Raw genomic sequence first — 24076 nt, 5'->3', positions numbered from 1 at the left:
GGACATGGGCGCGCACGAGTTCGCCTACGACTGCGACGACTGCATTCGCATGGGAGATATGAATTACGACGGCCTGGTCGATGGCGCGGACATCCAGCCATTCGTGGACTGCGCGCTGGATGGCGACGGCGGGGCCGAGTGCGGCTGCGCCTGCGGCGACTTCGTCGGGCGCGACGGCGTCGAAGTCAATGACGTGCCATCGTTTGTGGCCTGCCTGCTGAGCATGGGCGAAGGATGCGTCACGCCCGAGCCGTGCGATTACGAAGGCGAGCCGCGCGCCGGGCTGCTCGACTGCAACGAGAATGAAGTCCATGACGAAGTCGACATCCACTTCTGCGATCCGTCCGTTGATCCGGGTCTGTGCGACTGCAACGGCAACGGCATACCCGATGAGTGCGACATCGCCGACTGCGACGCGGACTGGACGTGCGGCGACGTGAATGCAAACGGCATTCCGGATGGCTGCGAGCCGGACTGCAATGGGAACGAGATACCCGACGACGTGGACATTGCCGAGTGCGACAATGATCCGGCCTGCGCCGACTGCAATGGCAACGGCATTCCGGACGGCTGCGAGCCGGATTGCAATGAAAACGGCGTGCCGGACGACTGCGATGTCGATCCGCTCGATCCGGACGGCGATGAATGGGTCAGCCCGGACTGCAACGGCAATGGCATTCCCGATGAATGCGAGCCGGACTGCAATGACAATGGTGTCCCGGACGACTGCGATATCGATCCGCTCGACCCGGACGGCGACGAATGGATCAGCGCCGACTGCAATGGCAATGGCTGGCCGGACGAATGCGACATTGACATGGGGCCGCCCTTCGGCTCGATGGACTGCAATGAGAACGGCATCCCGGACGAATGCGACATTGCGAACTGCGGGCAGGCTTGCGCGGAGGCCGTCGATCCGGAGGTGTTCAACTGCTGCGACTGCAACGAGAACGGCATCCCGGACGGCTGCGACATTGCGGCGGAATTGAGCGAGGACGCCAACGAAAACGGCGTGCCGGATGAATGCGAGATGGAAATGATGATGATGTCCGGCGGCGGACCGGGCGAAGGCGGCGAATCCGGCGAGCCGGGGTGTCGCGACGCCGCGTGGGCGGCATTCCATCAATGGTGCATGGAACAGACTTGGGGACCGACTTCCGATGACTCCGGCCTCGAACAGTTACGACGCATGATGTCCAAACGCGCGGAACTGGGTTTGTGAGCGGCGCTTGCCCCCCACGTGCGTATTACCTGCCGCTTAGCTTCGCGCGGATGATGTCTGCTCGGGCGCTGCTGCGTTGTTCGCCGGTGAGACGCTCGCCGTGAATCTTTTGCAGATGTGCCGGCTGAGTGACGAGGAACAGTTCATTCAGCGTGCGAAGTTCGATGTCCTTGATGCGGTTGAGATGCACGCCCATGCGCAGGTGAGACAGGTGCAGCATGGTTTCTTCGCTGCTGATGGTGCGGGCGTTCTTCAATATGCCATAGGACCGCCATACGCGGTCATCGAGTTGCAGAGGACGTTCCTTCACAAGACATTGTCTGGCGAGGTTTTCGTAATCAATGATGCGCGGAATCACGAGTGATTTGAATTCGTTGACGATTTCCTCTTCCGATCGGCCGAGGGTCACCTGATTGCTGATCTGGAACAGGTCGCCCGTTGCCTCGGTGCCTTCACCGTAAAGGCCGCGAACCGCCAGGTGCATATCCTTGGCGGCCCGAAACACGCGCTCGATTTCTCCGGTGAGTTTCAATGCCGGCAGGTGCAACATCACGGATACCCGAATGCCCGTGCCCACGTTTGTTGGACAGGCGGTGAGATAGCCGTATCGTGAGTGGAAGGCGTATTCAATATGGTCTTCGATTCGGTCGTCGATCGAATTGATCTGATGCCATATTTCATCGAGTTGAAGGCCGGTGCGAAGCACCTGAATTCGCAGGTGGTCTTCTTCATTCACCATCACGGACGTGGATTCATCCGTCGCGATGGCAACACCGCGAGTGCCCTTGGCATCGACGAGTTGTCGGCTGATGAGATGTCGCTCGACCAGCATCTGGCGGTCGAGATCGTCCACCTGATCCAAGTCGAGATACTCCCATTGCCCGTTGGTTGCACGCGCGTCGAGATGCACTCGAAGCCGGTCCGCCAATTCACGTCTCTGATCATCGCTCGCGCGGCTAAGGAAGGGATATCCGGCGACGTTCCGCGCCAGTCGAATTCGCGAACTGATCACGATCTCGGACAGCGGTCCAGGTGTTGCGAGCCATTGGCCGGCGCTTTTGGCGAGTTGGTCCGTAATCATGCAGACTCGATCTTTTGAATGCGGTCGCGAATTCGAGCGGCCTCTTCGTATTGTTCGTTATCGACTGCGCGGACGAGCGCTCGACGCAGCCGAATCAGATCGCTCTCCGCGGTACGGGGCTTTTCCTGTTTCCGAGGGAATTTTCCGACATGCTGATTCGCCCCCTGGTGGGCCCGCTCAATAAGGGGCACAAGTGCCTTCTCGAAGGCGTCGTAGTCGCAAGGGCAGCCAAGCAATCCGCTGTTTCGGAACTCGACAAAGGTCAGCTTGCATTTGGAGCAGCGCAGCTCGGCAATCTGCTGAGCCGTCACCTTCCCACCGCCGATAAACGCCGTGAGCATCTGGCTGAGGTTGACGGCGCCCTGGGGGTTCGGCGTAATACCCTCCTTCTGGGCGCATTCCTCGCACAGATGGCGTTCCCGCTTCTCACCCTGGGGTGAAATATCGGTCATATGGACCGTTGCTGGCTGCTTCTTGCAGGCGTTACATGGCAGATGCATCCGGCGACGCCCCTCTTTGCGCAAAAATTGCGGTTCTGGATTCGGCCAGGCCGCTGCGTTTCATCAGCATTTTATCGTCATTCCATCATCGTTTCATCATTTCAGATTATCGAGCTGTTGTACGCCGGATCCTCGAAGTGGTGCGCGCAACAGGGTGAAAAACATGATTTGACACATGAAAACCCCATCAAGGGACATAGGCGGCTGCGCAGGTGCGCGTCTCCCAAACACGAACTTTTGTGATTTTGACATTCGGCGGAACCGACGGGACGAATTCGTCGTGTATCAGTTTTGCGACAAGTTCGGTGGATGGATTCGATCCGGAGAATTTAGAATGATCGTTCAGGAATGTGTCGTGGAGCCGGTCGGTGATCGATTTCAGTCTCGGCTGAAGCACTGTGAAATCCGCCAGGACATCGATGGAATCGAGCTTCTGGCCCTCAAGGTAGACCTCCACATTCCAGTTATGGCCGTGGAGCGGTTCGATCGCGCCGTCGGCGAGCCGAAGTTGGTGCGCCGCGGAGAATTCACTGGTCAGGAGCAATTCAAATTTTGGCATGGGCAGGTGCTCGCAGGGGGTTTGGCGGGTCCCGGGCGGTGAAAATCGGGGCTGATCGGAGTCGTGGTTACGCCGGGTTCCGTTCGATATCGTAGCAGGATCATCGTACGGAATGCCATTATGAGCAAGCAAGGTGAGCAAGCAAGCCGCCGGGTATCGGATCGCAGCGGGACGGATTGATCGACCATGCCGACCTGTTTTCCCAATCGAGAAGGATTCAAAAAACTCGTCGGACATGGCGCGACCGTACCCGTTTTCCGCCGTTTCCTTGCAGACGAGCTGACTCCTGTTGCGGCGTTTGCGCGAATGTCCGCGCACACCGAGCACGCGTTCTTGCTGGAAAGCGTCGTGGGCGGTAAGCGGGTGGCGCGGTATAGCTTCATTGGAGCGGATCCGGCCGTCGTGTTTCGGGTGAAAAACGGCGTCGGGAATGTTGAGCAGCGGGGTGGCGAATCGGTTCGGTTGGACGGCATTTCCGATCCGCTTCAAGCACTGGAGAGACTGACGGATTCAGACCGAAGCGTTCCGCGTGACCGCCTGGGCGCGGCGGCGACTTCACTGCCTCGCTTCACTGGCGGGGCGGTCGGATTTACGTCATACGACACAATTCGCTACTACGAACGGCTGCCGGGTCAATCGGCGGATGACCGGCTGCTGGATGATCTCTCGTTCGGAATCTACCGTGACATGGTCGTTTACGACCACGTCAGTCGCACGGTGCTGGTGATCGCAACCGCCCGGCTCGATGGCGCCTCGCCGGACGCGGACTACCAGGGCGCGGTCGATCGAATTGAACGAGTCAGCGAGCGATTGCTCGGGTCTGGGTCATCCGAAGCAATTCATCCGCTGCGGCCGCTCGATCCGGATGATCGGGCGTCCATTTCGATCAAGTCTAATTTCACGCGTGAGGAGTTTGAATCGGCTGTTCGAACAGCGAAAGAGTACATCCTGGCGGGTGACATTTTTCAGTTGGTTCTGAGCCAGCGGCTTCGGACTCAATTCGCGGGTGCCCCGTTCGATGTCTATCGCGCTCTGCGTCATGTGAATCCATCGCCTTTCATGTTCTTTCTGAAGTGTCCGGATGCGACACTCATCGGGGCCAGTCCTGAAATTCTCTGCCGCGTTGATGATGGCATCGTGACGAACCGGCCACTTGCGGGAACGCGGCGACGCGGAAAGACGCCCGAAGAGGACAAGACGCTTGAGTCGGAGTTGCTGGCGGATCCCAAGGACCGTGCTGAACACATCATGCTGGTCGATCTGGGACGCAATGACGTGGGTCGGGTTGCGGAACCCGGTACGGTTAAGCTGACGGAGTCCATGACCGTGGAGCGGTACAGTCATGTCATGCATTTGTCGAGCAATGTGACCGGCCGCCTTCGGCCGGGGTTGTCCGCCTGCGACGCATTGCGATGCGCGCTGCCTGTCGGCACGGTCAGCGGCGCGCCGAAGGTGCGGGCGATGGAGATTATTGACGATCTTGAGCCGGTGAGGCGGGGGCCATACGGCGGCGCGGTGGGCTATCTGGATTTCTCCGGCAACATGGACATGTGCATCGCGCTTCGGACGATGGTTGCGACGCCGGTTGTTCCGGCTCGTGAGGGGGAATCGGCCTGGTGTGTCGACATCCAGGTGGGAGCCGGAATCGTTGCGGACAGCGATCCCGCTGCAGAATTCGAGGAAACGATGAACAAGGCCCGCGCGCAGCTGGCGGCGTTGGGAATTGCGAGTCGTTGAAGTCGCGACGTACGGCAGGACAAACGGAATTCGGAAGTGCGGGCAACTACATTAATGGGAGACGACAATCGCGAATCCCTTTGGATGCATGATCCGGCCTTGACGACCGCAAGCGGTGCAGCTATTTTGCGGTGCTCTGGAAACCTCCCAGCCCGGGTGGCGGAATTGGCAGACGCGCTAGGTTGAGGGCCTAGTTCCGGTTAAACGGAGTGCAGGTTCGACCCCTGTCCCGGGCAATTTCTCGCTTCGTCCTCCCTCAATCCGAACTCTAATTCGCTCCCGCCTCGAAATCGGCGCGGGTTGTCACATGAGCGGGGATTTAACGCATTTAAGCTCGGCCTTCTGCCGCGTTCCAAGCTGCGGCTCTGCGATCGGGTGCGCTTCGGCGTGTGCAGCCCAGCGTCGCCGTGCTCGAAAAAACGGTTTGAACGCGAGTCCCACGGCCTGGGGCCCCAACAATTCCGCGTCGTTTTTCTTGCCCTTTGAACTCTATCTCGCGATAATGCGGGAAGGGACGAAGTTGGCGCCGACCGAGGGTCGGCGGCGACCGATAACTATCCAACAACGGCTTCGAGATCCTTCCGACAGGGATTCGTTGCCGTTGCAAGTGGGTGTGTCGCATCCACTTTTTTCGGCGGTTGTATTTTCCGCGACCGCCTTCCGATGGTCATCCGAGGGTTGGCGAGCAATCCTGCGCGGCGCCTTTTTCAGGGCGCCCTGTGTCACAGCGGATTATTTAGGAGTCGATGATGAAGTGTCTGAGTTGCAGGGCGGCGGCGTTGCTATGGACGATCCTGTTTTGTAGTGCCACTAATGTGGCACTTGCCGAGAATGCATGGACTTCGGCCGGCGGCGAAACGGTGCTTTATGTTTATCCTGAACTGCTGGCGGAGCGGGGACTGACTCTCCGGGTCAATGGCGAGCCGCTGTCGGGCGACAGTCTTCAGAAGATTGCCTTCCAGATTGATTCGAGATCGACCCTCGCATTCACCGAAGCGGGCGGCAGATTTTCGGCATTCGTCGGCGGTGACGTCGTGCATGTTGAAGATCTTGTCATCGAAACGTCGAGTGGTCGAGAAGCGACGATTGAGGGTTTTGCATTCAATATCACCGCTGGAAGCTCTTCCGCTAACTTTCGTCCGACCTTCAGTGACAAGCTGAGCGGCGATTCGCTGCTCGAGATGTCAGCGGCAAAGGCCGGTTTCCACCTCGAGAAAGTCTCGTTGCAATTGGAAGGCGCAGATATTCGAATTACGCCGAAACTGGCGGATCTTCTCGGTGACGCGTCGCTTGCAGGCTCTTCGATCGGCGATGTTCGCATATCGATGCCGGTGGCGTGGGCCGGCGGTGACGGCCCCGTTGCGTACGAAGAACTGATCAAGTACGGCGATGCGGCAGGGGCAGTCGAAGGCGATCCGCGCGGCGGAAACGGCGGCACCGTCTGTCCGCAGCCCGTCGGCCCCGACGTGATCACCGGAATCATTTCCGATATCGGAAACTACGGGAACGCTGAAGTTCCGACCGGCAGCGGCCAGTGGTATGTTGGATTTTCCGTCGGGACCACGTCGTGCAACATCGGTGACTTCATGGTCCTTTGGGACGATGATCAACCTCCGCCGACGAATCTGCACCCCGTCATTGCGCAGAACTTCTATCGTCTTCGAACGATGCCCAATGGCGTGACTCGTTTTGAGCAGATCGGCCAGAGCTGGCTGAAGCACGGGTTCACCGTCGCGGCTGGTGATTCATGCGGCTGCGGCTGCACCGGACCAGGCGGGCCGCAGTTGCATCCGGGCTGTTCCGATCCTTACGGCGCGGGCCTGAATGGTTCGCAAAGCGGACTGGGGCCTCGATGGCAGGTGAACGCGCGGACCGGTGAGTATCCTCACCCCTATCAGGACGGGACCCATGTTCCGGGCGACTCGAACACATGGAAGCGCGTGATGGTTCGGGCGTCAGACCTCGGGACGGCCAACTCGCTTTATTATGCCGAGGCTCAGTACGTCGCCCCGGATGATCACCAGGCGGGCAATGCGAGCAACAACGCATCGTACACGCGCATCAACGTGACCCCCAACGGCGCGAACAACTATAACGCGAGCAACAGCGGATTTCAGACTGTTCGCGAGCGCCCGGCCATCCGTGCGTGGAAGGCGCAGGTTTCGAGCGTGGTCGAGACCGACATTCTCTGGAGCCCCGCGGCGGGTGAGCCCTATCAGAATGCGCGGGAGTTCATGATTCTTGCTGCCAATGTGACGGCACTCCCCGGCGGCAAGTGGAATTACGAGTACGCACTCTACAATATGCACTCTCATCGCGGCGCCTGGTCGTTCGCGATTCCGGTCGGTAATTCGGCGGTGCTTGAGGATGTCGGCTTCACGAACGTCATGTATCACAGTGGCGACGGCGAAGGGGGCGTGACGCGCTCCAACACGGCGTGGAACTGGTCCCATCAGAACGGACTGCTGACATGGAGCACACAACCCTACAATCAGAATCCGAACTCCAACGCGCTGATGTGGGGCGCGATGTATAATTTCCGATTTACGTGCAATATCGCGCCGGATTCGGAGCAGGGCGAATCGGTCGTCGGTCTGTTCCGCCCTGGCACCCCGACGTCGTTGACTGCATTGACGGTGGTTCCGAAGCCGTCGGCCGTGTATATCGAGCCGACCGCCAATGCGCCGACGATCGTCGTGAATGCATGCACGGAGACCAGCTTCGATGTAGACATTCTGAATGGTTCGGATTTCTATGAACCGGGTTCCGCAAAGGTGCACTACAGCATCAACAACGGCGAATTCAACGAATCCTCGATGGCGCCGGTCAGTGGCACGCTGCATCGTGCGACGCTGCCGGCCGTCGAGTGCGGCTCGACGATTCGCTATTATCTCAGCGCTCGCGGGCAGGGCGGTGAAACGGTGAACCTGCCTGAGACCGCTCCAGCGGCGACCTTCGCGCCGCAGGTGGGCGTTGAGGAAGTCGTCGCGATCGTCGATGAGAATTTCAATGCCGGGCTGCCTGGGGACTGGTCCGCGACCGGGCTGTGGAACATCACTTCGCAGTGCTCCATCGCGCCGGGGTGCAATGTAAGCGGCACCTACGCCTACTTCGGTCAGCCTTCGACGTGCAACTATGATACCGGGGCCCAGGCCATCGGGAGTCTGTCGCGAAGCGTTTCGATTCCGAATACGCGGCTGGCGACGCTGCGATACTGCTCCAACTTCGAACGCGAGGCCTTTGCCCAGAGCGACTGGCCGCGCGTCCGCGTCAATGGAACCACGGTTGATACCCCCGCGGCCGGCGGACTGGATTCGTCGCCGTGGGTCCAGCGAACGGTGGATCTCACGGCCTTCGCGGGCCAGACGGTCACCCTTGAATGGTTCTTCGACTCAACCGACCAATGGGATAACCAGTTTCGGGGCTGGCAGATCGACAACGTCCGGCTGGATGTCATTCAGGTTTCGTGCCTGGCCGCATCGCCCGCCATTCACGGCGATCTGGACGGAAACGGGCAGGTCGATGGCCGCGATCTTGAGGAGTTCGTTGCCGCGGTGATTGCGACATCGTCCATGCCGCAGCATGTGTGCACGGCGGACTTTGATTCGAGCGGCACGGTCGATCTCGACGACGTGCCTGGCATGGTGAACGAGGTTTTGAACCGGCCTTGAGGCCATCGGCGTCAATCGGTTGCCGGTTGACAAAAGTTTTCGTTGAAGGAGGCCGTTCGATCCATCGGGCGGCCTTCTCTTTTTGATATTGGATATGCACGGGAGGCCTGTCAATTCGCGCTACATTGCGAGTTCGAGCCGGCCTCGTGACGAAAGCGCCCGGTCCGCTTAGATTGGGCATCGTGCGTCGGTGTCATGCGGCGGAATCGTGTGCGATGAGGTCGCGGAGCCGATGGCGATGGGGGCCTGTAGCTCAATTGGTTAGAGCAGGGGACTCATAATCTCCTGGTTCCCGGTTCGAGTCCGGGCGGGCCCAGTGACATGATCATGGCATGATGCCTTCCGCGGGGCGGGCAAACGGCGGGATGGCGTGGGGCCTCAGGCGCGGATGCCGAGCAGGGGGCTCAACTCGGCGATCCGCTCCTCCACGACCTTGCGATTGCGGGCTTCGAGCGTCAGTCGAATCGTCCGCTCGCCCGGGTTGGGCCGCACGTTGAACCACCAGTCCGCATAGCGAAACGTAAGGCCGTCGAGTTGCTCGATGGTGGCCGACTGATGGGCCTGGGAGACGCTTCGCAGCACCTCGTGGGTATCGGGGCAGTAGAATTTCACTTCTCCCGAGGCGCTGTAGCGCTGGAGGGAACGGGTCAGTTCGCTCAGCGTTTTGCCGGTGGACAGAAGCAGATTGAACACCTGAATCATGGCAATCACACCGGATTCGCAGTAGGCGGCGGAGCGAAAGAAGAACCGCCCCGACAAGTCTCCGCCGAAGGGTGCATCACGTTCAGCGAGCGTGCGTTTCATATAGACCGCACCGATTCGCTCGCGAACCGGGACGCCACCGGCGCGGATGATCTCCTCGTCGACGACGGCGCTGGCCCGGTGATCGAAGATGATCTGCGCGCCCGGCTCGCGCTCGAGCACGTTGCAGGCGAGCAAGGCGATCATGTGGTCGGGCCGGATCGTCCGCCCTTTTTCGTCCACGAAGACGCAGCGTTCTTCGCTGCTGTCGAAGGCGACGCCGAATCGGGCCCTCTCGGATTTGACGAGCGCCCGGAGTTCGCGGGTGTTCTTCGCGAGCAGGGGATTGGGCTCGTGGGCGAACTGGCCTTTGTGTTCAAAATTCTGCCGGACAAACCGGATGTTTCGATTGCCGCGGAAGATGATCGGCAGCCATTTGGCGGCCGTGCCGTTGCCGGCATCGACGGCGACGGTCATCGGCTCGGGTAGCCTGACATCCGGCCGGATCATCGAGCGGATTGATTTGGCGTACGGCTCGGTGAAGTCCCTGGTGATGCGGCGTGAACTGGCGCCGGTGTAGTGTTTGGGCACGCGGATGGCGATGTCGCGAATGCTGGACAGGCCGGTCTCCATGCCGATGGGAATGGCCTTGATTCCGCAGATTCGAAAGCCGTTCTGGTTTGAAGCGGCGTGCCCGGCGGACACGACGATGCCGCCGCAGGCGCCGATGTGGTTCACGACGTAATAGAGGTGCGGCGTGCCGACCTCTCCGAGCGAGATGACGTCCGTGCCGGTGGAGCGGATGCCTTCGACGAGCGCTTCTTCAAGGTGCTCGCTGTGTTCGCGGGTGTCGCGGCCGACGACGATGGACCGTGCGACGGGATCCGCGCGGTCGAAGCCGCGGAGCTTGGATCGAAGGTATTGGGCGGCGGCGTGTCCGATGCGCCAGGCGGCATCTTCCGAGAGGGGGTGCGGGTGGGCGCCGCTGATGTCTGACAGTTTGAAGAGCGTGGCGATCTGGGTGGCGTCGTTGAGTTTCTCGACGATCTGTCCGTTGGAGACGCGGACGACCTCCGGGGCGGCGACGCTGATCTGCGTGAACTGGAGCGGGTCGCCGCCGCGTTCGTCATCGTTGAACTGGCAGCCGTGGCACTTGGGGAAGTGGATTTTCCGCCGCCCGCGGCAGATGGCGTTGGAGATTTTGACCTGCTCCTCGCCGGGGCAATAGCGGAAATAATCGCGCGTCGACTGCACCATCGTCATGGGGGCATATCGTATGCCGACGGGCGCGGAAACTCCACTCGGTCGGGCCGGGTTTCGAGCGCGATCTGCGCGGGGATCGTTCGTGATCATGTGATTTGTACGATCAGGAATTCACAGGAGGTCTTGTGATGTCGCGGCGGCAGCGAGCGCGTCGCGGGCGCGTCGCGGGCGCGGTGGCCCGGCTCGCTCTCCCGCATCTTGCAGACGTCTTTCAGACGCTTGGCCATGACGCGGCACGGCGGCAACGGGCCGCGGCGCTTCGGCGCGGGGCGCGGGCGCTGCATTTATTCCTGCTTTTGCCGCGCTTCTCATGAGAAACGCGCCGGACGAGACTGTGTTTGCCGCATTTCGTGGCTTGTTTGCGCCGCTTCCCGTCTGAAGCGCGGCAATTGTTGCCGCAACGGCGGCGAATGACAGAAAATTCGCGGCAAAAAATCCCTTTTTTGCGAAGGTCGCGTCCATCGGCGGTCGAACAGGGGGACGTGGCGCTGCGCCGCGGCCGTTTCGACCTTTGCCGCGGCCGTTTCGACCTTTGCCGCGGCCGTTTCGACCTTTGCCGCGGCCGTTTCGACCTTTGCCGCGGTCGTCGAGAGCGGCTCGGCCGTCGTGCCGCGCTGGAATCATCACCCTCACCCCCAATCGCTCCCGCGATGGGAGCAGGAGCAGGAGCCGCAGAACATGTCCACCTTCCCACGGGGCCGCACGGCCGATTTTATCGAGTGGTGTCAGGCCCATGACCCGGTTTTCATCGAGAACGCGACCGACATCGGGCTGACCGCGAGTCAGGCGGACGATTTCGCGGAGGCGACGCTGAAGGCTCATCTGAAAATCGTCGCCCAGCGCGAAGCGATGCAGGCGGCGATGGTCGCGACGCAGGAGGCCAGGGCGGCGGTGGCGCTGCTGCGGGCCGAGGCGAGCCGCGCCGTCTTGTCGATCCGCTCCCATGCCGAGAACGCCAAGAACCCGCTGGCCATCTACAACAAGGCTCAGATCGCGCCGCCTGCCGTTCGGTCGGTCGGCCCCGCGCCGGTGACGCCGAAGAATCTGATCGCCGTGCTGGAAGCCGCGACGGGGTCGCTCATGCTGCGATGGAAGTGTGCCCAGCCCGAAGGCGCGAGCGGCACGGTCTACATGGTGCGCCGCAGGCTGCCGGGCGAGACGGAGTTCCGGTTCATCGGCGCCAGCGGGCAGAAGTTCTTTGAGGATGCGAAGCTGCCCGTCGGCGTGAAGGAGGTCGAATACACCGTGCAGGCGATTCGCGGGCCGCGCGAGGGAAGCGTCAGCCCGGTGCTGCTGGTGCGGATCGGAACGGTGAAGGGCGAGACGGTCAGCGCCTCGGCCCCGGCGGCGCAAATACTGCCCGCGAAAAAAAGTGTGAAAGTCGGCGGATTCGCTTCCCGATGACGGGCGGTGGTGTCATATCAGTGCGCCTTTGTGCGATTGTACGCCGGGGCGCCTTGAGCCTGACGCCCTGCTCGCCGGAAGAGGAATCGAATTATGTCAACGTTCCCAACGTCTCCCCGAAGTGCCCTGTTGCAGTGGTGCCAGGCCCATGAAAACCTCTGGGTGACCAATGCCACCTCGATCGGCCTCACCGCCCCGCAGGCCAATGCCTTCAAGGATGCGACCGATGCCGCAGCTGCCGCATCGCTGGCACAGGAGCAGGCCAGGCAGGCTGCCAAGGTCGCGACACAGACCGCCGAGGCCGCCTTCGCGACCCTCCGCTCCAGCGTCGGCGACACGGTCAAGCTGATCCGGGCGTTCGCCATCAACTCGGTGGACCCGCTCAACGTCTACAACCTCGCCCAGATTCAGCCGCCCGCCCCGCCGACCCCGGCGCCGCCCCCCGCCCAGCCGACCAATCTCACCGTCTCGCTCGATCCGACCGAGGGATTCCTGATCCTGGCGTGGAAGGCGGAGAACCCGGCCGGCACCAGCGGGACGAGCTACCTCATCAAACGACGGCTGCCGGGCGAGGGCGCGTTCTCGTTCATCGGCGTCTCGGGAACGAAGAAGTTTGTCGATGAGACGCTGGTCGCCGGGCCGGACAGTGTCCAGTACACCGTGCAGGGAACCCGCGCGAACCAGGTCGGCCCCGTTTCGCCGATCTTCACGGTCCAGTTCGGACGCTCGCCCGATGGCGGATTCACCGCGACCGCCACCGAGAGCGGCGGAACCCTGGCCGCCGACAAGGCCCTGGTCGATGCGATCGTCGGCAGCAAGCCGCACCCGGCTGCCATCGCCCACGCCGCGAACACGAACGGCCAGCCCGCGACGTCGCGAAGCTGAGACGTTCGGCGAACAGACGATCACGACGTGCAACAGACCGAAGTGGGAGTCCGGCCAGGCCGCTCCCACTTCTTTTATTTGACACGGGGTGTGCTGCATGCCGCCGCGGTCGCGCTCGATCCGCCCGGTTCGATTCCACGGGCGCGATCCGCCGGGCCGGCGCGCGAGGCCGTGGTTTGCGAGCCGCGCTCCGATTCCCTATCATGACTCCGTTGCCCGCGGGGGGCCGCATGCATCGGCGCGGGCCTGGATTCTCCGGAGGAGCGCACGATGAGCAGCCAGGCAGCCGGGGCCGGCCACACGCCGCCCGCCGTTCGGACCTATCCACCGCCACCCGGCTTCGCCGCGCAGGCACACATTCAATCGTGGGAGGCGTATCAGACCACCCATCAGCGCTCGATCGAAAACCTCGACGAATACTGGAGCGAGGCCGCGGCGGAGAACCACTTCTTCAAGAAATGGGACCGGGTGCTTCAGTGGAATCCGCCCTTCGCCCGATGGTATGTCGGGGCGGAGACCAACATCAGCTACAACTGCCTGGACTATCAGATCGAGCGGGGACGAGGCGATCATCCGGCGATCATCTGGGAGGGCGAGCCCTGCGGGGACGATGGCGAGCCGAAGGAAATCCGCAGGCTGACCTATGCCCAGCTCAAGACCGAGACCTGCCGCTTCGCCAATGCGCTGCGCATGCTCGGGGTTCATAAGGGCGACCGCGTCACGATCTACATGCCGATGACGCCGGAACTGGTGATCGCCATGCTGGCCTGCGCCCGGATCGGCGCGCCGCACTCCATCATCTTTGGCGGCTTTTCCGCGCAGGCCATCGCCGACCGGGTGCAGGATGCCGATTCGCACATCATCATCACGGCCGACGGGGGATATCGTCGCGGATCGGTTGTTCCGCTGAAGGCGAACGTGGATGAAGCATGCGGGCTGACCGATCTGGTCAGGAAAGTGGTCGTGCTTCAACGCACCGGGGAGAAGGTGAACTGGGTGGATGGCCGCGACGTGTGGTGGCACGACGTGGTGCGCGGAGTCTCGACGGACTGCGAGGCGGAGCGTCTCGACTCGGAGCACATGCTGTTCCTTCTTTATACCAGCGGCAGCACCGGCAAGCCCAAGGGCATCCTTCACACGACCGCGGGCTACATGGTTTATACGCGGCATACGGCTCGATTGATTTTTGATCTGAAGCCGGACGACGTCTACTGGTGCACCGCGGACATCGGCTGGATCACGGGGCACAGCTATGTCGTGTACGGCCTGTTGCAGAACGGCGTCACCAATCTGATGTACGAGGGCGCGCCGAACTGGCCGGACTGGGGGCGGTTCTGGTCGATCTGCGAGCGGCATGGGGTGACCAAGTTCTACACGGCGCCGACGGCGATCCGGGCGTTCATGCGGCAGGGCAGCGAATGGCCGAGGAAATTCGATTTGTCGCGCATCAAGCTGCTGGGAACGGTGGGCGAGCCGATCAACCCGGCGGCGTGGGACTGGTATCACAGCCACATCGGCGGCGGCCGGTGTCCGATCGTTGACACCTGGTGGCAGACGGAGACGGGCGGCATCCTGATCTCGCCGCTGCCCGGGGCGATCCCGACGAAGCCCGGTTCGGCGACGCTCCCGCTGTTCGGCATCGATGCGGCGATCGTCGATCGCACCGGGAAGGAACTGGAGCCGAACGAGAGCGGGTTCCTCGTGATTCGCAAGCCGTGGCCCGGCATGCTGCGCGGCATCTACGGCGACGAGGCCCGCTTCCGAAAGCAGTACTGGTCGGAAATCAAGAACACCTATTTCACGGGCGATGGAGCGCGGCGCGACGAGGACGGCTATTTCTGGATCACCGGCCGCGTGGATGACGTGATCAAGGTGTCGGGTCATCGCCTTGGCACCGCCGAGGTCGAGTCCTCGCTCGTGTCTCATCCCAAAGTGGCGGAGGCCGCCGTCATTGGGTATCCCGACGACGTGACCGGCGAGGCGATCGCGGCATTCGTGACGCTTCGCGGCGGTGAGACGCCAACGGACGCGTTGAAGGACGAACTGAAGCAGCATGTTTCCAGAACGCTCGGTGCAATCGCTCGGCCGAAGGAGATTCGTTTCTCCGATGCGCTTCCGAAGACGCGCAGCGGAAAAATCATGCGGCGTTTGCTGCGCGAGATCGCAACGAAGGGCCGTGTCGATGGCGATGTGACAACGCTCGAGGATTTTACGGTTGTCGCGAAACTGAGCGAAGAAGATGCCTGACGCCGGTCGGAAAGCGTGAGTTTCCATCTGCTGAATTGATTCCGCGTCGATCAACTGCATCGCTCCGGGAATTCACAAATCCCTTTCGTAATTGCATATTCAACGACCGCAGCCTGGTTGTTACACATCAAAACCGTTTGTACGCCGGGCGCGATCGGTTATAATGGGCCCCGATATCGGTGGCGTGGCCGTCGCAAGAAAGGCCACGGGTATCCGATTCGCATGGGGTTGTGGCCGCGTGGTTCGGAGTCCCCGCTGCGGAGAACCCAGGCGCGGTTTGCATTTCGGTTAAGAGATCGCCCGGCATAGACGCAAGGTCGGTTTCAACAAAGGAAGGACATTCGAATCATGGCGATGGAATCAGCCTGCAAGTTACAGGTCGGCCGAGACCGGTACGAAGGCCAGGTCCGCATGGAAGCGGATCACATCGATTTTTCTGGTTCGACGAAGTTCAGATTTCGCCTTGCCGAGATCACCAACCCGCGCCGCGATGGCGATATCATCCGTTTCAATTTTCACGGAAGCCCCGTCGGGCTGACGTTGAACCCCCTTCGCGCGACGGATCAGTGGATCGATTACATGCAGCATCCACAGACGCTGGCGGACAAGCTCGGCGTCGTGGACGGGCTTGTCCTCAAGATTGTGAACATTGAGGATGTCGAACTGTCGCGATCACTTTCGGCGCGGAAGATTCAGATTCAGACGAACGGCGACGGCTCCTGCGATATGGTGATGCTCGGCGTCGATCGTGCGTCGGATTTGCGGCAACTCGGGGGCCTAACCGATGAACTTCATGAGGACGGCTCGATCTGGGTGGTCATGCCCAAGAGTGTACGCACCGTGACCAAATCGAATGTCCTTGCGGCCGCGAAAGAGGCGGGCATGACCAATGTCGAAGTCGTCGATTTCTCTGAGAATCGCGCGGCCTACAAGATGATCCGGCCCGAGACGCTGCGAAAGCAGCGTGCGGAGATCGCGCGGGGCGCTCGCTCAACACCGGTCAAGGCCTGATGCCGTTCGATGCCTCACTGCCTCGTTCACGTCAGGTCGTCATATTCGACATGGACGGCACTCTGACCGTCTCGTCGCTCGATTTTGATCGAATTCGCGCCGAGATCGGACTACCCGCCGGCCCGATTCTGGAGTCGCTCGACGGCCTTGCGCCTTCCGAGCGCATGCGTGCCGAGGCCATTCTTCACCGCCATGAGATTCAGGATGCCGAGAACAGCCAGCTCCAACTGCATGCGGCGGAGACGGTGCATTCAATTCGCAGCGCGGGGCATCCTGTCGCACTCATGACGCGAAATTCGCGCCAGTCGCTGGAGCTGTTCCAGCGCCGCCATCACATCGAATTTGATCTGACCTGGACGCGCGAAGACGGTCCGATGAAGCCTTCGCCGGAGCCCGTGTTCGAGATTTGCCGGAGACTGTCGGTCGATCCGCGAGCAGGCTATGTCGTCGGCGATTTTCGATTCGATGTGATCTGCGGCAATTCAGCCGGGTGCACGTCGGTGTTGTATCTCGAACCCGGATTTGAAACGCCCGATTGGGCGTCGGAAGCGACCCTGATCATTCGCAGGCTCAGCGAACTCACGGAGTATCTGGCGATTCGTCCTCGCTGATGGAAGTGCGGCCGCGTAATTGCGAATGTCCGCCCTGGCGGTCTTACTGTCCGAAGATGAATCCCAGTCCGATCGACAGGGCGATCACGACAGCGATTCCCGCCATCCATTGCCCGATGCGGTCGTCGGGATCGGTGCGTGCGTCGGCAATGAATTCGGTGGAGATTGGCGAATCGGACTCGTCCATCGCGGCCCTAGGAGCATGGCCGCATTCATATTCGACGGCCCGAACGATGAGTCGCGCTTCGAAGGGATCGATTCCCAACCGGATTCCGAACCGTACGAGGGTCCTGCGTCGAAGCCAGCTGAGAGGCCCGTTTTCCAGTTCGGTTCGCGTCATCTCGCGGAAGATGGTGCGATTAATCGTCCTTTGTCGGCGCGAACCGTCATTGTTTGCGGCGCCGCCAGCGAAGTCATGGCTGTCCGGATCGCGATATCCCCCCACGTTGCAACCCCCCTTATCTGAGCATATGGCGTGGCGAGCGCGGGAGAAAATGGTGCGTTGGGGAGTGACATGGCGGGGTCAATAATGAAGCGATTTCGGAGGATTTGACGGCTTGTCGGAGGGAGGCTGTGAAATTATTATGAGTCGGTATGGGCGGGGACCATGACCGCCAATCAAGAAAGGACGAGCGTTTCCGACCCGATGCACCGCCATCCAGATCTGTCACAATCATTTGCTGAACTTGGTATCGAGATCCCGATTCTTCGCGCGCTGAAGGCCGTTGAGTACAAAGAGCCCTCACCGATTCAGCGGGAGTTGATTCCCGTCGTGCTTTCGGGTCGCGATGTGCTGGGACAGGCGCGCACGGGAACCGGCAAGACGGCTTCGTTTGGTCTGCCCATCCTTCAGAAGATTGATCCGACCGGTCCGCTCCAGGCGATGATTCTCACGCCGACGCGCGAGCTGGCCGTGCAGGTTCTGGGGGAACTTCGCCGGCTCGCGAAATTTCTTGAAGTCCACTGTGTGCCGGTCTATGGTGGCACGCGCATGGCACAGCAGATCCACCAGCTTGGCCGGAAGCCGCATCTGATCGTGGGCACGCCGGGCCGCGTGATGGATATGCTCGATCGGGGCATGCTCAAGCTGGACGGCCTGCGTTTTGTCGTGCTGGACGAAGTCGACCGAATGCTCGACATCGGCTTTCGCGAAGACATTCGCAACATTCTGGGGCGCATCAAGCATCCTCATCAGACGGTGTTCGTTTCCGCGACGCTCGAGCCGGAAGTCGTGAAGCTCAGCAAGTCCTTCATGACCGACCCGGTCGAGATCAACGTGTCGCGCGACCAACTCACCGTTGATGCCATCACCCAGCAGTATGTGGTCGTTAATCAGTGGGACAAGTATCGTCTGCTCCGAAAAATTCTGGAGAATGAAAAACCGACACTTGTCATCATCTTCACGCGAACGAAACACGGTGCCAGAAAGCTGGCCCGGCGACTTCACGGCGATGGAATCGAAGCGCGGGAGATACACGGCGATCTTGTCCAGCAGAAACGCGAACGGATCATGGAGCGCTTTCGCAAACATCATATTCCGATACTCGTCGCGACCGATCTCGCGGCGCGCGGAATCGATGTCCATGGAATCACCCACATCATTAACTACGATCTGCCGGAAGACATCGAAATATACGTGCATCGCATTGGTCGGACGGCACGCATGGGGGCGACGGGCAAGGCCATTTCACTCGTCACGCCTGAACAGGGCGGAATGTTGACCGAGGTCGAAATGCTGATCAACAAACAGGTCGAGAAGCTCGAAGTTCCGGGATTCGAGCCTTCGCCCGAACCACGCGGAGGCGAGGATGGCAGGCGCGGTTCTCCAACTCCCACCAGCTCCGCCGTGACCGGCGCTGCACAGACTCCGGGCGCTTCTGTTCAGACACCTAAAGATGTTGTCAGTTCTGCACCATTACCGCCGGGACGTAGGCTTGGGGGAAAGTACCCCGTCTCACGCCGCGGCAGACGGTAATCGGTTCAGTCCGGCCGGATGTGTCAATGTAATCGCATTCGCTCTTTCGGGCGGAAGCGCCAGTCGAAGTAATTGTCAACGCAGTTATCGGATCGTTCCACGTCATTCAAACGGCCTGACGTAACATTAATTTCTTCTGCCAGTTCTATGCCAATGCAGACTGGGCTTGCTTTTTCACAGCCCATTGGTGTATAAACGAGTGTGTTCGAAATGGGGATGGGGGAATCTGTGACAGATTTCGGCCGATGCCGTCGGTAAGTTGCGGACGTTCCGCGCGAAGCCATTGGTGACGGTGTCTTGTAATTGTGTTCCGCCTTGAACCGCGGACCACATGGGGAGAACTTCTCGTGAACGTTCCATGCAGAATTACTGTGTGTACGTTACCTCTTGCCATGATTGTTGCGCTATCAGCCCCCGGTCAGGCCGTGGCGGGGCCACTGTTCTTCGAGGACTTCGAGGGTTACACAAGCTTCTCAGGCAGCCAGAATCCGGGTTTGCCGTTGGTCTCTGAGGGCGCCAAAGAGACATGGTACGGTGGTCGATTCGAAGCTGGCGACGGAGGATCGATTGATTCTGATCTTTCCGTCTGGCGACTGCCGAGTGTGTATCCACAGAACATCACATTTGGACAATTCGAAGACGATGCAGGACTTCTGTTTCGCGTCAGCACGCTCGGCGTGGCCAATCCGGTTCTGAGTTTTCAATGGAAAACGCACAACACCGAGAGCGGCGACCGCTTCGTCGCGGGTTATTATGTCGGCAGCATCAACTTCACCGGCGATACACCCGACGGGCCCAACGACAACCGCGTTCGCCGGTTCAATCAAGACGGTCCGCAATGGAATGGCGGCGGCTGGGTTGAGCTGCTCCGCAGTCGAAACGAAACAACATGGACGACTTCAACCTATAATCTTCCGGGTAATCAGGCGAATGTGTGGGTGGCATTCTGGATGGACAACGGCGAAGGCGATCTTGGCAAGGTCGACAATATCATCGTGACGCCGGAGCCGATGACTGCGATGTTGCTGTTGCTTGGTTTGGCAGGACTGAAGCGTCGACACCGCCGGACCATCTGACTTTTATTTGCCGCTTTCCGTCACCGGACCCGGTGAAGACCAATTAGTTCAAATGAAAGGCCGCGTGGAGGCATCTAAGGCTTCCTCGCGGCTTTTTTTGGCAAGGACACGGCGCATGTCAGTCGCTGGCCTCGCATTCGGCACTGTCTGCGGCTGCTGTGGGCGGGATCCAACGAGTTTTCAGATTATGTGGCAGGCCGACAAGATCGAGCAACTTTCCAACGACAAAGTCCACCAGGTCGTCGATCTTCTTCGGAATCATGTAGAAACCTGGTGCGGCAGGGCAAATGATGCCGCCGGCGCGAGAGATGCGCAACATGCTCTCTAGTTCGATTTGCGATACCGGCATCTCGCGCGGAACCAAGATCAGCCGCCGTGATTCCTTGAGGTGAACAGCCGCGGCGCGAGCGATGAGATTCCCGCCGAGGCCCGCAGCCACTTCGCCGAGCGTGTTGCTGCTGCATGGGCAGATGATCATGCCATCGGTGAGAAACGAGCCGGAGGCAAGCTGATCTCCCACGTCGCGATAAGGGTGGACGACGACCCGTTCAGCCAACTCCGCGCCGATGAGTCGCTCCGGAGTCGGGTCGGCAATCGCCATCTCATCCAGAAACAACCTGCGTCCGTAAGGGGAGACGACGAGATGAACCTCGGCGTCGGCTCGCGCCAGACACTCAATCAGTCTGCGCGAATAGGGCGCTCCACTGGCGCCCGTGACCGCGACAACGATGCGTTTGTTCATTGTGTTTGCCCCCCAGCGTCGATGATGAGAACGATTTCCAGTGCCGTCAGTCTTGCGCGAGCCCGCCGGGCCCATTCGCTTTCCGAATGGGTCTCCAGGATTTGCTCGAAAAGTCGTTCGGCCTCGTCGATTCTGTTTCCCGCCAGCAGTGCGTCGGCCAATGCGAAGAGCGCTTCGGCGCACTCGGGTCGACCGCTGAGCCGATCGACCGTGTCACGGAGCAGTTTCAATTGAGCTCGTTCATCGGCGACGATCTCTGCTTCTCGAATCGCGACAAATCCGGCGGCGTGTGAATCGGGAAAGACTGAGGCGATATGACGCAGATTCCGTGCGTAGGCCGGATGAACCCGATCCAGGCGCAGCAGGAGCTGGACGGGCAAGATCAATGGATTCGAACCGTCGGCTCGGGCGCCGAAGAGCTCGACGTAGGGCAGGGGCTTGTCATCGCGGCAGATCAGCAACATCTCACGCATTGATTGCGCGCGTTCAACATTGAGCAGCACGTCAATCTGAAGCTCCGGAGTTCTCGGTGTGCGCTTAAATGCCGAGCCGACGACGCTCTCGGGCTGAGTGTCGTTCGAATTGTCGGTCGTGTCGGAGTTGAAACTCCGAACGAGCGTTTCAAGCAATCGGAGCGCGTTCGCGATATCGCCGTCGCTCGCCGACAGGATCGCGAGGCGATGCAGGGCCGTCGCCGTGCCGGGATAGGTGGGAAATCTCTCAATCAGCGTTTGCCAAGTCTGTCGTGAAGCAGCCGACGGCATGTCCGACCGAAACTGCGCCTGCCCGCTGCTTTCCAGCCGGGCAAGGTCGACGCGCATGTCCAGCGCTCGGGCCTTGAGAAACAGAACATCCGGAACGCGGCGCGATTGGGGGAACAATTCCGTGAATCGATCAAAGCTGATGGTGGCGTCGAGCCGTTTCTGCTCCATGCGCTCCAGCACGGAAGACCGGGCATTCCGGTAAATCTCTTCGTATAGCGCGTCGTACGAACCACTCCCGGTGTCTGACCATCTTGCAGTGGCGGCCTGTCGGGCGAGTTGGCCGATATCCACCGGTGAGAATGCTGAATTCGGCGATCGGCCGAATTGATTCTCAAGAATGCGATACTCCAGTTCGTCGCGGCCGACGTAGACATGAAAAAGCATAACCGGCACAGCAAAAAGCAGCGCCAGAACGGGCGGCATTCCGCCGGGCCGGAAATTGATGATTCTTGCAATGGCCAGCGCGACAGCGCAGATGATACAGGACGAGAGCATCGCCAGCACCCAGGGCGCATAGACGAGCGCCTGATTCTCGCTCATCGCTGATACCGTGCCGGCAGGCTGCCACGACGCTGTCACAAAATAAATCGCGGTCGGCGTCAGGCCGATCAGCGCCGAGGCATAGCGGAACCTGAACCGAAACTGTCCCATCGAGGCCAGCGTACAGCCGATGAGCACGGTGATTCCTAGCCAGGGCATCGCCGCGAGACTGAAGACCATTGCCGCGAAGAGCACCGAAAAGGGAAGGCGATAGAGTATCGAAACAAGAATCGGTATCGAGCAGAGTGATGCGAAGAGAATGCCCATGATCAATGCATGGACGGGCACTTCCTGAACCGGAATCGGTCGTGACAGGAAATCGGACAGCGTGATCTGGTTGATCCCCGTCGGACGGAACGAATCTCTGAGGATTTCCAGATATGAATCGCTCTCCCATGGCGCCAGGACGCCGGTACGCAGCCAGAACGTGAAGCAACAGAGCCCTGCAAAAAGTGCCGCGAGGATCAGGAGCATCAATGCGGCGCGGATACGATACTTGCTCGCCGCTCGCGACCAGACGTCGATGACTTCTGCCTGTAACGCCGGGACCGTTGTCATGTCGTACCGTCAGTCTGCTTGGGTTTCGTGGCGACATACACGGCGACGATTCCTGCTGAAAGCGTTCGGCATTCGATGCGTCCGAATCCCACGGATTGGAGGGCTTTCACCATGCCGCGTTCGTCGATGAACGACTCCACCGAATTCGGCAGGTAGTCGTACGCCCCCGATCGATCGCGGCTTATCCACCGTGCGACCCGGGGGAGCACACGGCGAAAGTAGAAGCGGTAGATCCGTCCGAGCAACTTCGAGCGAGGCATCGTAAACTCAAGGATGACTGCGCGCCCGCCGACGGCCAAGACGCGGTTCATCTCCCGCAAACCAATTTCAAGATGCTGAAAATTCCGAACGCCGAATGCGCAACTGGCGATTGAAAACGATCCATCCGCGAACGGCAAATTGTGTGCATCCCCGCGGCACCATCGTATCGGAGCGGATGCGCCGGCAACGCGCGGCGTCTCGGCTGCGCGTCGTGCGGCCAGGCCGAGCATCCCCGCGGAGAAATCGCTTCCCACGATGACAGACGGCTTCGCTCGATGGAACGCGCGGGCGAAATCGCCCGTGCCGCAGGCGAGGTCGAGTACCCGGTCGTCGGAGCGCACGGCGGCCATACTAACCGCGGTGCGCCGCCAGAAGGCGTCGCGACCGGCCGACAGGACGCGATTGACGAGTTCGTACGTTGGGGCAATGGCGTCAAACATTGCCTGAACCCGGCGCGATTTGTCCGGCTGCGCATGCGGATCGGACAGGCGGGCATCGTCCCAGAGCGTGTCGCGTGAAGCGGTCGGCATATGGATCATGATAATCTCGCGGCCGCTGATCGACACGATGCTGATTCGCAAAACAAATGAAAACAGACGGGATCGATCAGGCCAGCATAATGACCATAATGGCGACAATGGTGGCATTGAGGATTCCTGCGATCAAGGCCGCCTCCGCCAGGGTTCGCTGGAAATAGACCCGGTACATTGTTGCGAAGATTGCGACGAGCGCGGAGAGGCACACCAACCATGCGGCCAAGCCGGCGCGCATCTGGCAGGGGCCGACGAATCCATAGATCGGGCTGAGCAGGAAGAGCGCGACGCCACAGGTCAGGGTGAGCTTGTAGGCGAGCACTGCGAAGGTGTCCTGCCGAACGTGGGGTAGATGTCGCGCGCCGCGGCGTCTGGCTTCGACGAGGGTGAAGACCTCTCCGCATTCGGGGCAGCGAGCCTTTCGAAGCGACGTCAGGTTGTAGTCACAGTGCGGGCAGAGATGAAGCGGCCTGGCCGGTATGGGATACCGAAGCAACTGCACATGATCGTCGTGAAGCGTCTCTTCTCGGGCGTGGTATCGTGCCTCGCGCGAATCGGAATGTGCGACTACTCCATCCACTTCCGGAATATTGGTCGAGAGATGAATCTCCGGCCTGCGCTTGGATGGGGAGGTGTTCGGGTCGGGTACGTCCTGCCTTCTGGATTCGGGATTCAGCGTCATGTGAGGCGGCAAA

Annotated in this window: 20 protein-coding genes and 2 tRNA genes; 13 read left to right on the top strand and 9 right to left on the bottom strand. The window is 60.6% G+C overall.

What is annotated here, in order from left to right; all coding sequences use genetic code 11:
* Window positions 1-1222, top strand: a 1222-nt coding sequence (locus tag KF841_15115) for a hypothetical protein (protein MBX3396688.1), incomplete at its 5' end; no start/stop codon positions are given.
* A 25-nt stretch (window positions 1223-1247) separates the two neighbouring features.
* Here the strand turns inward: KF841_15115 and KF841_15110 are convergent.
* Together KF841_15110 and KF841_15105 are read right to left on the bottom strand one after the other, a co-directional pair.
* Window positions 1248-2303, bottom strand: a complete 1056-nt coding sequence (locus tag KF841_15110; GenBank protein MBX3396687.1) for a protein arginine kinase — start codon at window positions 2301-2303, stop codon at window positions 1248-1250.
* A complete protein-coding gene (locus tag KF841_15105) occupies window positions 2300-2755 on the bottom strand; it encodes a UvrB/UvrC motif-containing protein (GenBank protein ID MBX3396686.1) in 456 nt (151 codons plus the stop codon). Before KF841_15105 ends, KF841_15110 begins: the two co-directional genes overlap by 4 nt.
* A gap of 35 nt (window positions 2756-2790) precedes the next feature.
* Here KF841_15105 and KF841_15100 point away from each other — a divergent pair, with 35 nt between their 5' ends.
* Window positions 2791-2961 (top strand): hypothetical protein, encoded by a 171-nt coding sequence (locus tag KF841_15100; GenBank protein MBX3396685.1) that lies wholly within the window; start codon window positions 2791-2793, stop codon window positions 2959-2961.
* 29 nt (window positions 2962-2990) lie between these two features.
* Here KF841_15100 and KF841_15095 read toward each other — a convergent pair whose 3' ends face one another.
* The gene (locus tag KF841_15095; GenBank protein ID MBX3396684.1) at window positions 2991-3362 is read right to left on the bottom strand and encodes a 6-carboxytetrahydropterin synthase; all 372 of its coding nucleotides are present in this window, start codon (window positions 3360-3362) and stop codon (window positions 2991-2993) included.
* Between the two features lie 186 nt (window positions 3363-3548).
* On the opposite strand from KF841_15095, the gene trpE reads away from it, so the two are divergent.
* The 4 genes from trpE (at window position 3549) to KF841_15075 (ending at window position 9086) form a co-directional block, all read left to right on the top strand.
* The gene (gene trpE / locus KF841_15090; GenBank protein MBX3396683.1) at window positions 3549-5099 is read left to right on the top strand and encodes an anthranilate synthase component I; all 1551 of its coding nucleotides are present in this window, start codon (window positions 3549-3551) and stop codon (window positions 5097-5099) included.
* 150 nt (window positions 5100-5249) lie between these two features.
* A tRNA-Leu gene (locus KF841_15085) sits at window positions 5250-5335 on the top strand.
* A gap of 510 nt (window positions 5336-5845) precedes the next feature.
* Window positions 5846-8770 (top strand): hypothetical protein, encoded by a 2925-nt coding sequence (locus KF841_15080; GenBank protein MBX3396682.1) that lies wholly within the window; start codon window positions 5846-5848, stop codon window positions 8768-8770.
* 242 nt (window positions 8771-9012) lie between these two features.
* Window positions 9013-9086, top strand: a tRNA-Ile gene (locus KF841_15075).
* Window positions 9087-9148: 62 nt separating this feature from the next.
* Here KF841_15075 and KF841_15070 read toward each other — a convergent pair.
* Window positions 9149-10774 carry a hypothetical protein gene (locus KF841_15070; GenBank protein MBX3396681.1) on the bottom strand — a complete coding sequence of 542 codons (1626 nt, stop codon included), beginning with the start codon at window positions 10772-10774 and terminating at the stop codon, window positions 9149-9151.
* A 678-nt stretch (window positions 10775-11452) separates the two neighbouring features.
* Between KF841_15070 and KF841_15065 the strand changes: the two genes are divergently transcribed.
* From KF841_15065 to KF841_15045, 5 genes are all read left to right on the top strand, one after another.
* On the top strand, window positions 11453-12178 hold the full coding sequence (locus tag KF841_15065) for a hypothetical protein (protein MBX3396680.1): 726 nt from the start codon (window positions 11453-11455) through the stop codon (window positions 12176-12178).
* A 93-nt stretch (window positions 12179-12271) separates the two neighbouring features.
* Window positions 12272-13063: a hypothetical protein gene (locus tag KF841_15060; protein MBX3396679.1), complete on the top strand. Its 792-nt coding sequence runs from the start codon at window positions 12272-12274 to the stop codon at window positions 13061-13063.
* Window positions 13064-13333: 270 nt separating this feature from the next.
* Entirely contained in the window at window positions 13334-15310 is a 1977-nt protein-coding gene (acs, locus tag KF841_15055) for an acetate--CoA ligase (protein ID MBX3396678.1), read from the top strand.
* Between the two features lie 348 nt (window positions 15311-15658).
* Window positions 15659-16321 (top strand): DUF3052 family protein, encoded by a 663-nt coding sequence (locus KF841_15050; GenBank protein MBX3396677.1) that lies wholly within the window; start codon window positions 15659-15661, stop codon window positions 16319-16321.
* Window positions 16321-16932 (top strand): HAD family hydrolase, encoded by a 612-nt coding sequence (locus KF841_15045; protein ID MBX3396676.1) that lies wholly within the window; start codon window positions 16321-16323, stop codon window positions 16930-16932. The genes KF841_15050 and KF841_15045 overlap by 1 nt, the downstream gene beginning before the upstream one ends.
* A gap of 43 nt (window positions 16933-16975) precedes the next feature.
* On the opposite strand, the gene KF841_15040 is transcribed toward KF841_15045, so the two are convergent.
* Window positions 16976-17197, bottom strand: coding sequence for a hypothetical protein (locus KF841_15040; protein ID MBX3396675.1), 222 nt, complete (start codon window positions 17195-17197; stop codon window positions 16976-16978).
* Between the two features lie 381 nt (window positions 17198-17578).
* On the opposite strand from KF841_15040, the gene KF841_15035 reads away from it, so the two are divergent.
* Window positions 17579-18907, top strand: coding sequence for a DEAD/DEAH box helicase (locus tag KF841_15035; protein MBX3396674.1), 1329 nt, complete (start codon window positions 17579-17581; stop codon window positions 18905-18907).
* Window positions 18908-19299: 392 nt separating this feature from the next.
* Window positions 19300-19983 carry a PEP-CTERM sorting domain-containing protein gene (locus tag KF841_15030; GenBank protein ID MBX3396673.1) on the top strand — a complete coding sequence of 228 codons (684 nt, stop codon included), beginning with the start codon at window positions 19300-19302 and terminating at the stop codon, window positions 19981-19983.
* 118 nt (window positions 19984-20101) lie between these two features.
* Here the strand turns inward: KF841_15030 and KF841_15025 are convergent, their stop codons facing one another.
* The 4 genes from KF841_15025 to KF841_15010 form a co-directional block, all read right to left on the bottom strand.
* Window positions 20102-20725 carry a UbiX family flavin prenyltransferase gene (locus KF841_15025; GenBank protein MBX3396672.1) on the bottom strand — a complete coding sequence of 208 codons (624 nt, stop codon included), beginning with the start codon at window positions 20723-20725 and terminating at the stop codon, window positions 20102-20104.
* The gene (locus KF841_15020; GenBank protein MBX3396671.1) at window positions 20722-22587 is read right to left on the bottom strand and encodes a tetratricopeptide repeat protein; all 1866 of its coding nucleotides are present in this window, start codon (window positions 22585-22587) and stop codon (window positions 20722-20724) included. The genes KF841_15025 and KF841_15020 overlap by 4 nt, the downstream gene beginning before the upstream one ends.
* Window positions 22584-23378, bottom strand: a complete 795-nt coding sequence (gene ubiE, locus KF841_15015; protein MBX3396670.1) for a bifunctional demethylmenaquinone methyltransferase/2-methoxy-6-polyprenyl-1,4-benzoquinol methylase UbiE — start codon at window positions 23376-23378, stop codon at window positions 22584-22586. Before ubiE ends, KF841_15020 begins: the two co-directional genes overlap by 4 nt.
* Window positions 23379-23454: 76 nt before the next feature.
* Window positions 23455-24063: a hypothetical protein gene (locus KF841_15010; protein MBX3396669.1), complete on the bottom strand. Its 609-nt coding sequence runs from the start codon at window positions 24061-24063 to the stop codon at window positions 23455-23457.
* Window positions 24064-24076 lie beyond the last annotated feature (13 nt).

The organism is Phycisphaerae bacterium (assembly GCA_019636475.1).
Taxonomy (GTDB): Bacteria; Planctomycetota; Phycisphaerae; order UBA1845; family UTPLA1; genus JADJRI01.
The sequence above is the reverse complement of the archived record's forward strand: the minus strand, read 5'-3'. Positions and strand labels throughout refer to the sequence as shown.

What these genes read in the sequence shown, in the direction of transcription:
- KF841_15080 (MBX3396682.1), top strand. Translation starts at nt 5,846, where the DNA reads ATGATGAAGTGTCTGAGTTGCAGGGCGGCGGCGTTGCTATGGACGATC.
- acs (MBX3396678.1), top strand. Translation starts at nt 13,334, where the DNA reads ATGAGCAGCCAGGCAGCCGGGGCCGGCCACACGCCGCCCGCCGTTCGG.
- KF841_15025 (MBX3396672.1), bottom strand. Translation starts at nt 20,725, where the DNA reads ATGAACAAACGCATCGTTGTCGCGGTCACGGGCGCCAGTGGAGCGCCC.
- KF841_15045 (MBX3396676.1), top strand. Translation starts at nt 16,321, where the DNA reads ATGCCGTTCGATGCCTCACTGCCTCGTTCACGTCAGGTCGTCATATTC.
- KF841_15030 (MBX3396673.1), top strand. Translation starts at nt 19,300, where the DNA reads ATGATTGTTGCGCTATCAGCCCCCGGTCAGGCCGTGGCGGGGCCACTG.
- KF841_15110 (MBX3396687.1), bottom strand. Translation starts at nt 2,303, where the DNA reads ATGATTACGGACCAACTCGCCAAAAGCGCCGGCCAATGGCTCGCAACA.
- KF841_15105 (MBX3396686.1), bottom strand. Translation starts at nt 2,755, where the DNA reads ATGACCGATATTTCACCCCAGGGTGAGAAGCGGGAACGCCATCTGTGC.
- KF841_15020 (MBX3396671.1), bottom strand. Translation starts at nt 22,587, where the DNA reads ATGACAACGGTCCCGGCGTTACAGGCAGAAGTCATCGACGTCTGGTCG.
- KF841_15010 (MBX3396669.1), bottom strand. Translation starts at nt 24,063, where the DNA reads ATGACGCTGAATCCCGAATCCAGAAGGCAGGACGTACCCGACCCGAAC.
- KF841_15065 (MBX3396680.1), top strand. Translation starts at nt 11,453, where the DNA reads ATGTCCACCTTCCCACGGGGCCGCACGGCCGATTTTATCGAGTGGTGT.
- trpE (MBX3396683.1), top strand. Translation starts at nt 3,549, where the DNA reads ATGCCGACCTGTTTTCCCAATCGAGAAGGATTCAAAAAACTCGTCGGA.
- KF841_15100 (MBX3396685.1), top strand. Translation starts at nt 2,791, where the DNA reads ATGGCAGATGCATCCGGCGACGCCCCTCTTTGCGCAAAAATTGCGGTT.
- KF841_15035 (MBX3396674.1), top strand. Translation starts at nt 17,579, where the DNA reads ATGCACCGCCATCCAGATCTGTCACAATCATTTGCTGAACTTGGTATC.
- ubiE (MBX3396670.1), bottom strand. Translation starts at nt 23,378, where the DNA reads ATGCCGACCGCTTCACGCGACACGCTCTGGGACGATGCCCGCCTGTCC.
- KF841_15095 (MBX3396684.1), bottom strand. Translation starts at nt 3,362, where the DNA reads ATGCCAAAATTTGAATTGCTCCTGACCAGTGAATTCTCCGCGGCGCAC.
- KF841_15050 (MBX3396677.1), top strand. Translation starts at nt 15,659, where the DNA reads ATGGCGATGGAATCAGCCTGCAAGTTACAGGTCGGCCGAGACCGGTAC.
- KF841_15060 (MBX3396679.1), top strand. Translation starts at nt 12,272, where the DNA reads ATGTCAACGTTCCCAACGTCTCCCCGAAGTGCCCTGTTGCAGTGGTGC.
- KF841_15070 (MBX3396681.1), bottom strand. Translation starts at nt 10,774, where the DNA reads ATGACGATGGTGCAGTCGACGCGCGATTATTTCCGCTATTGCCCCGGC.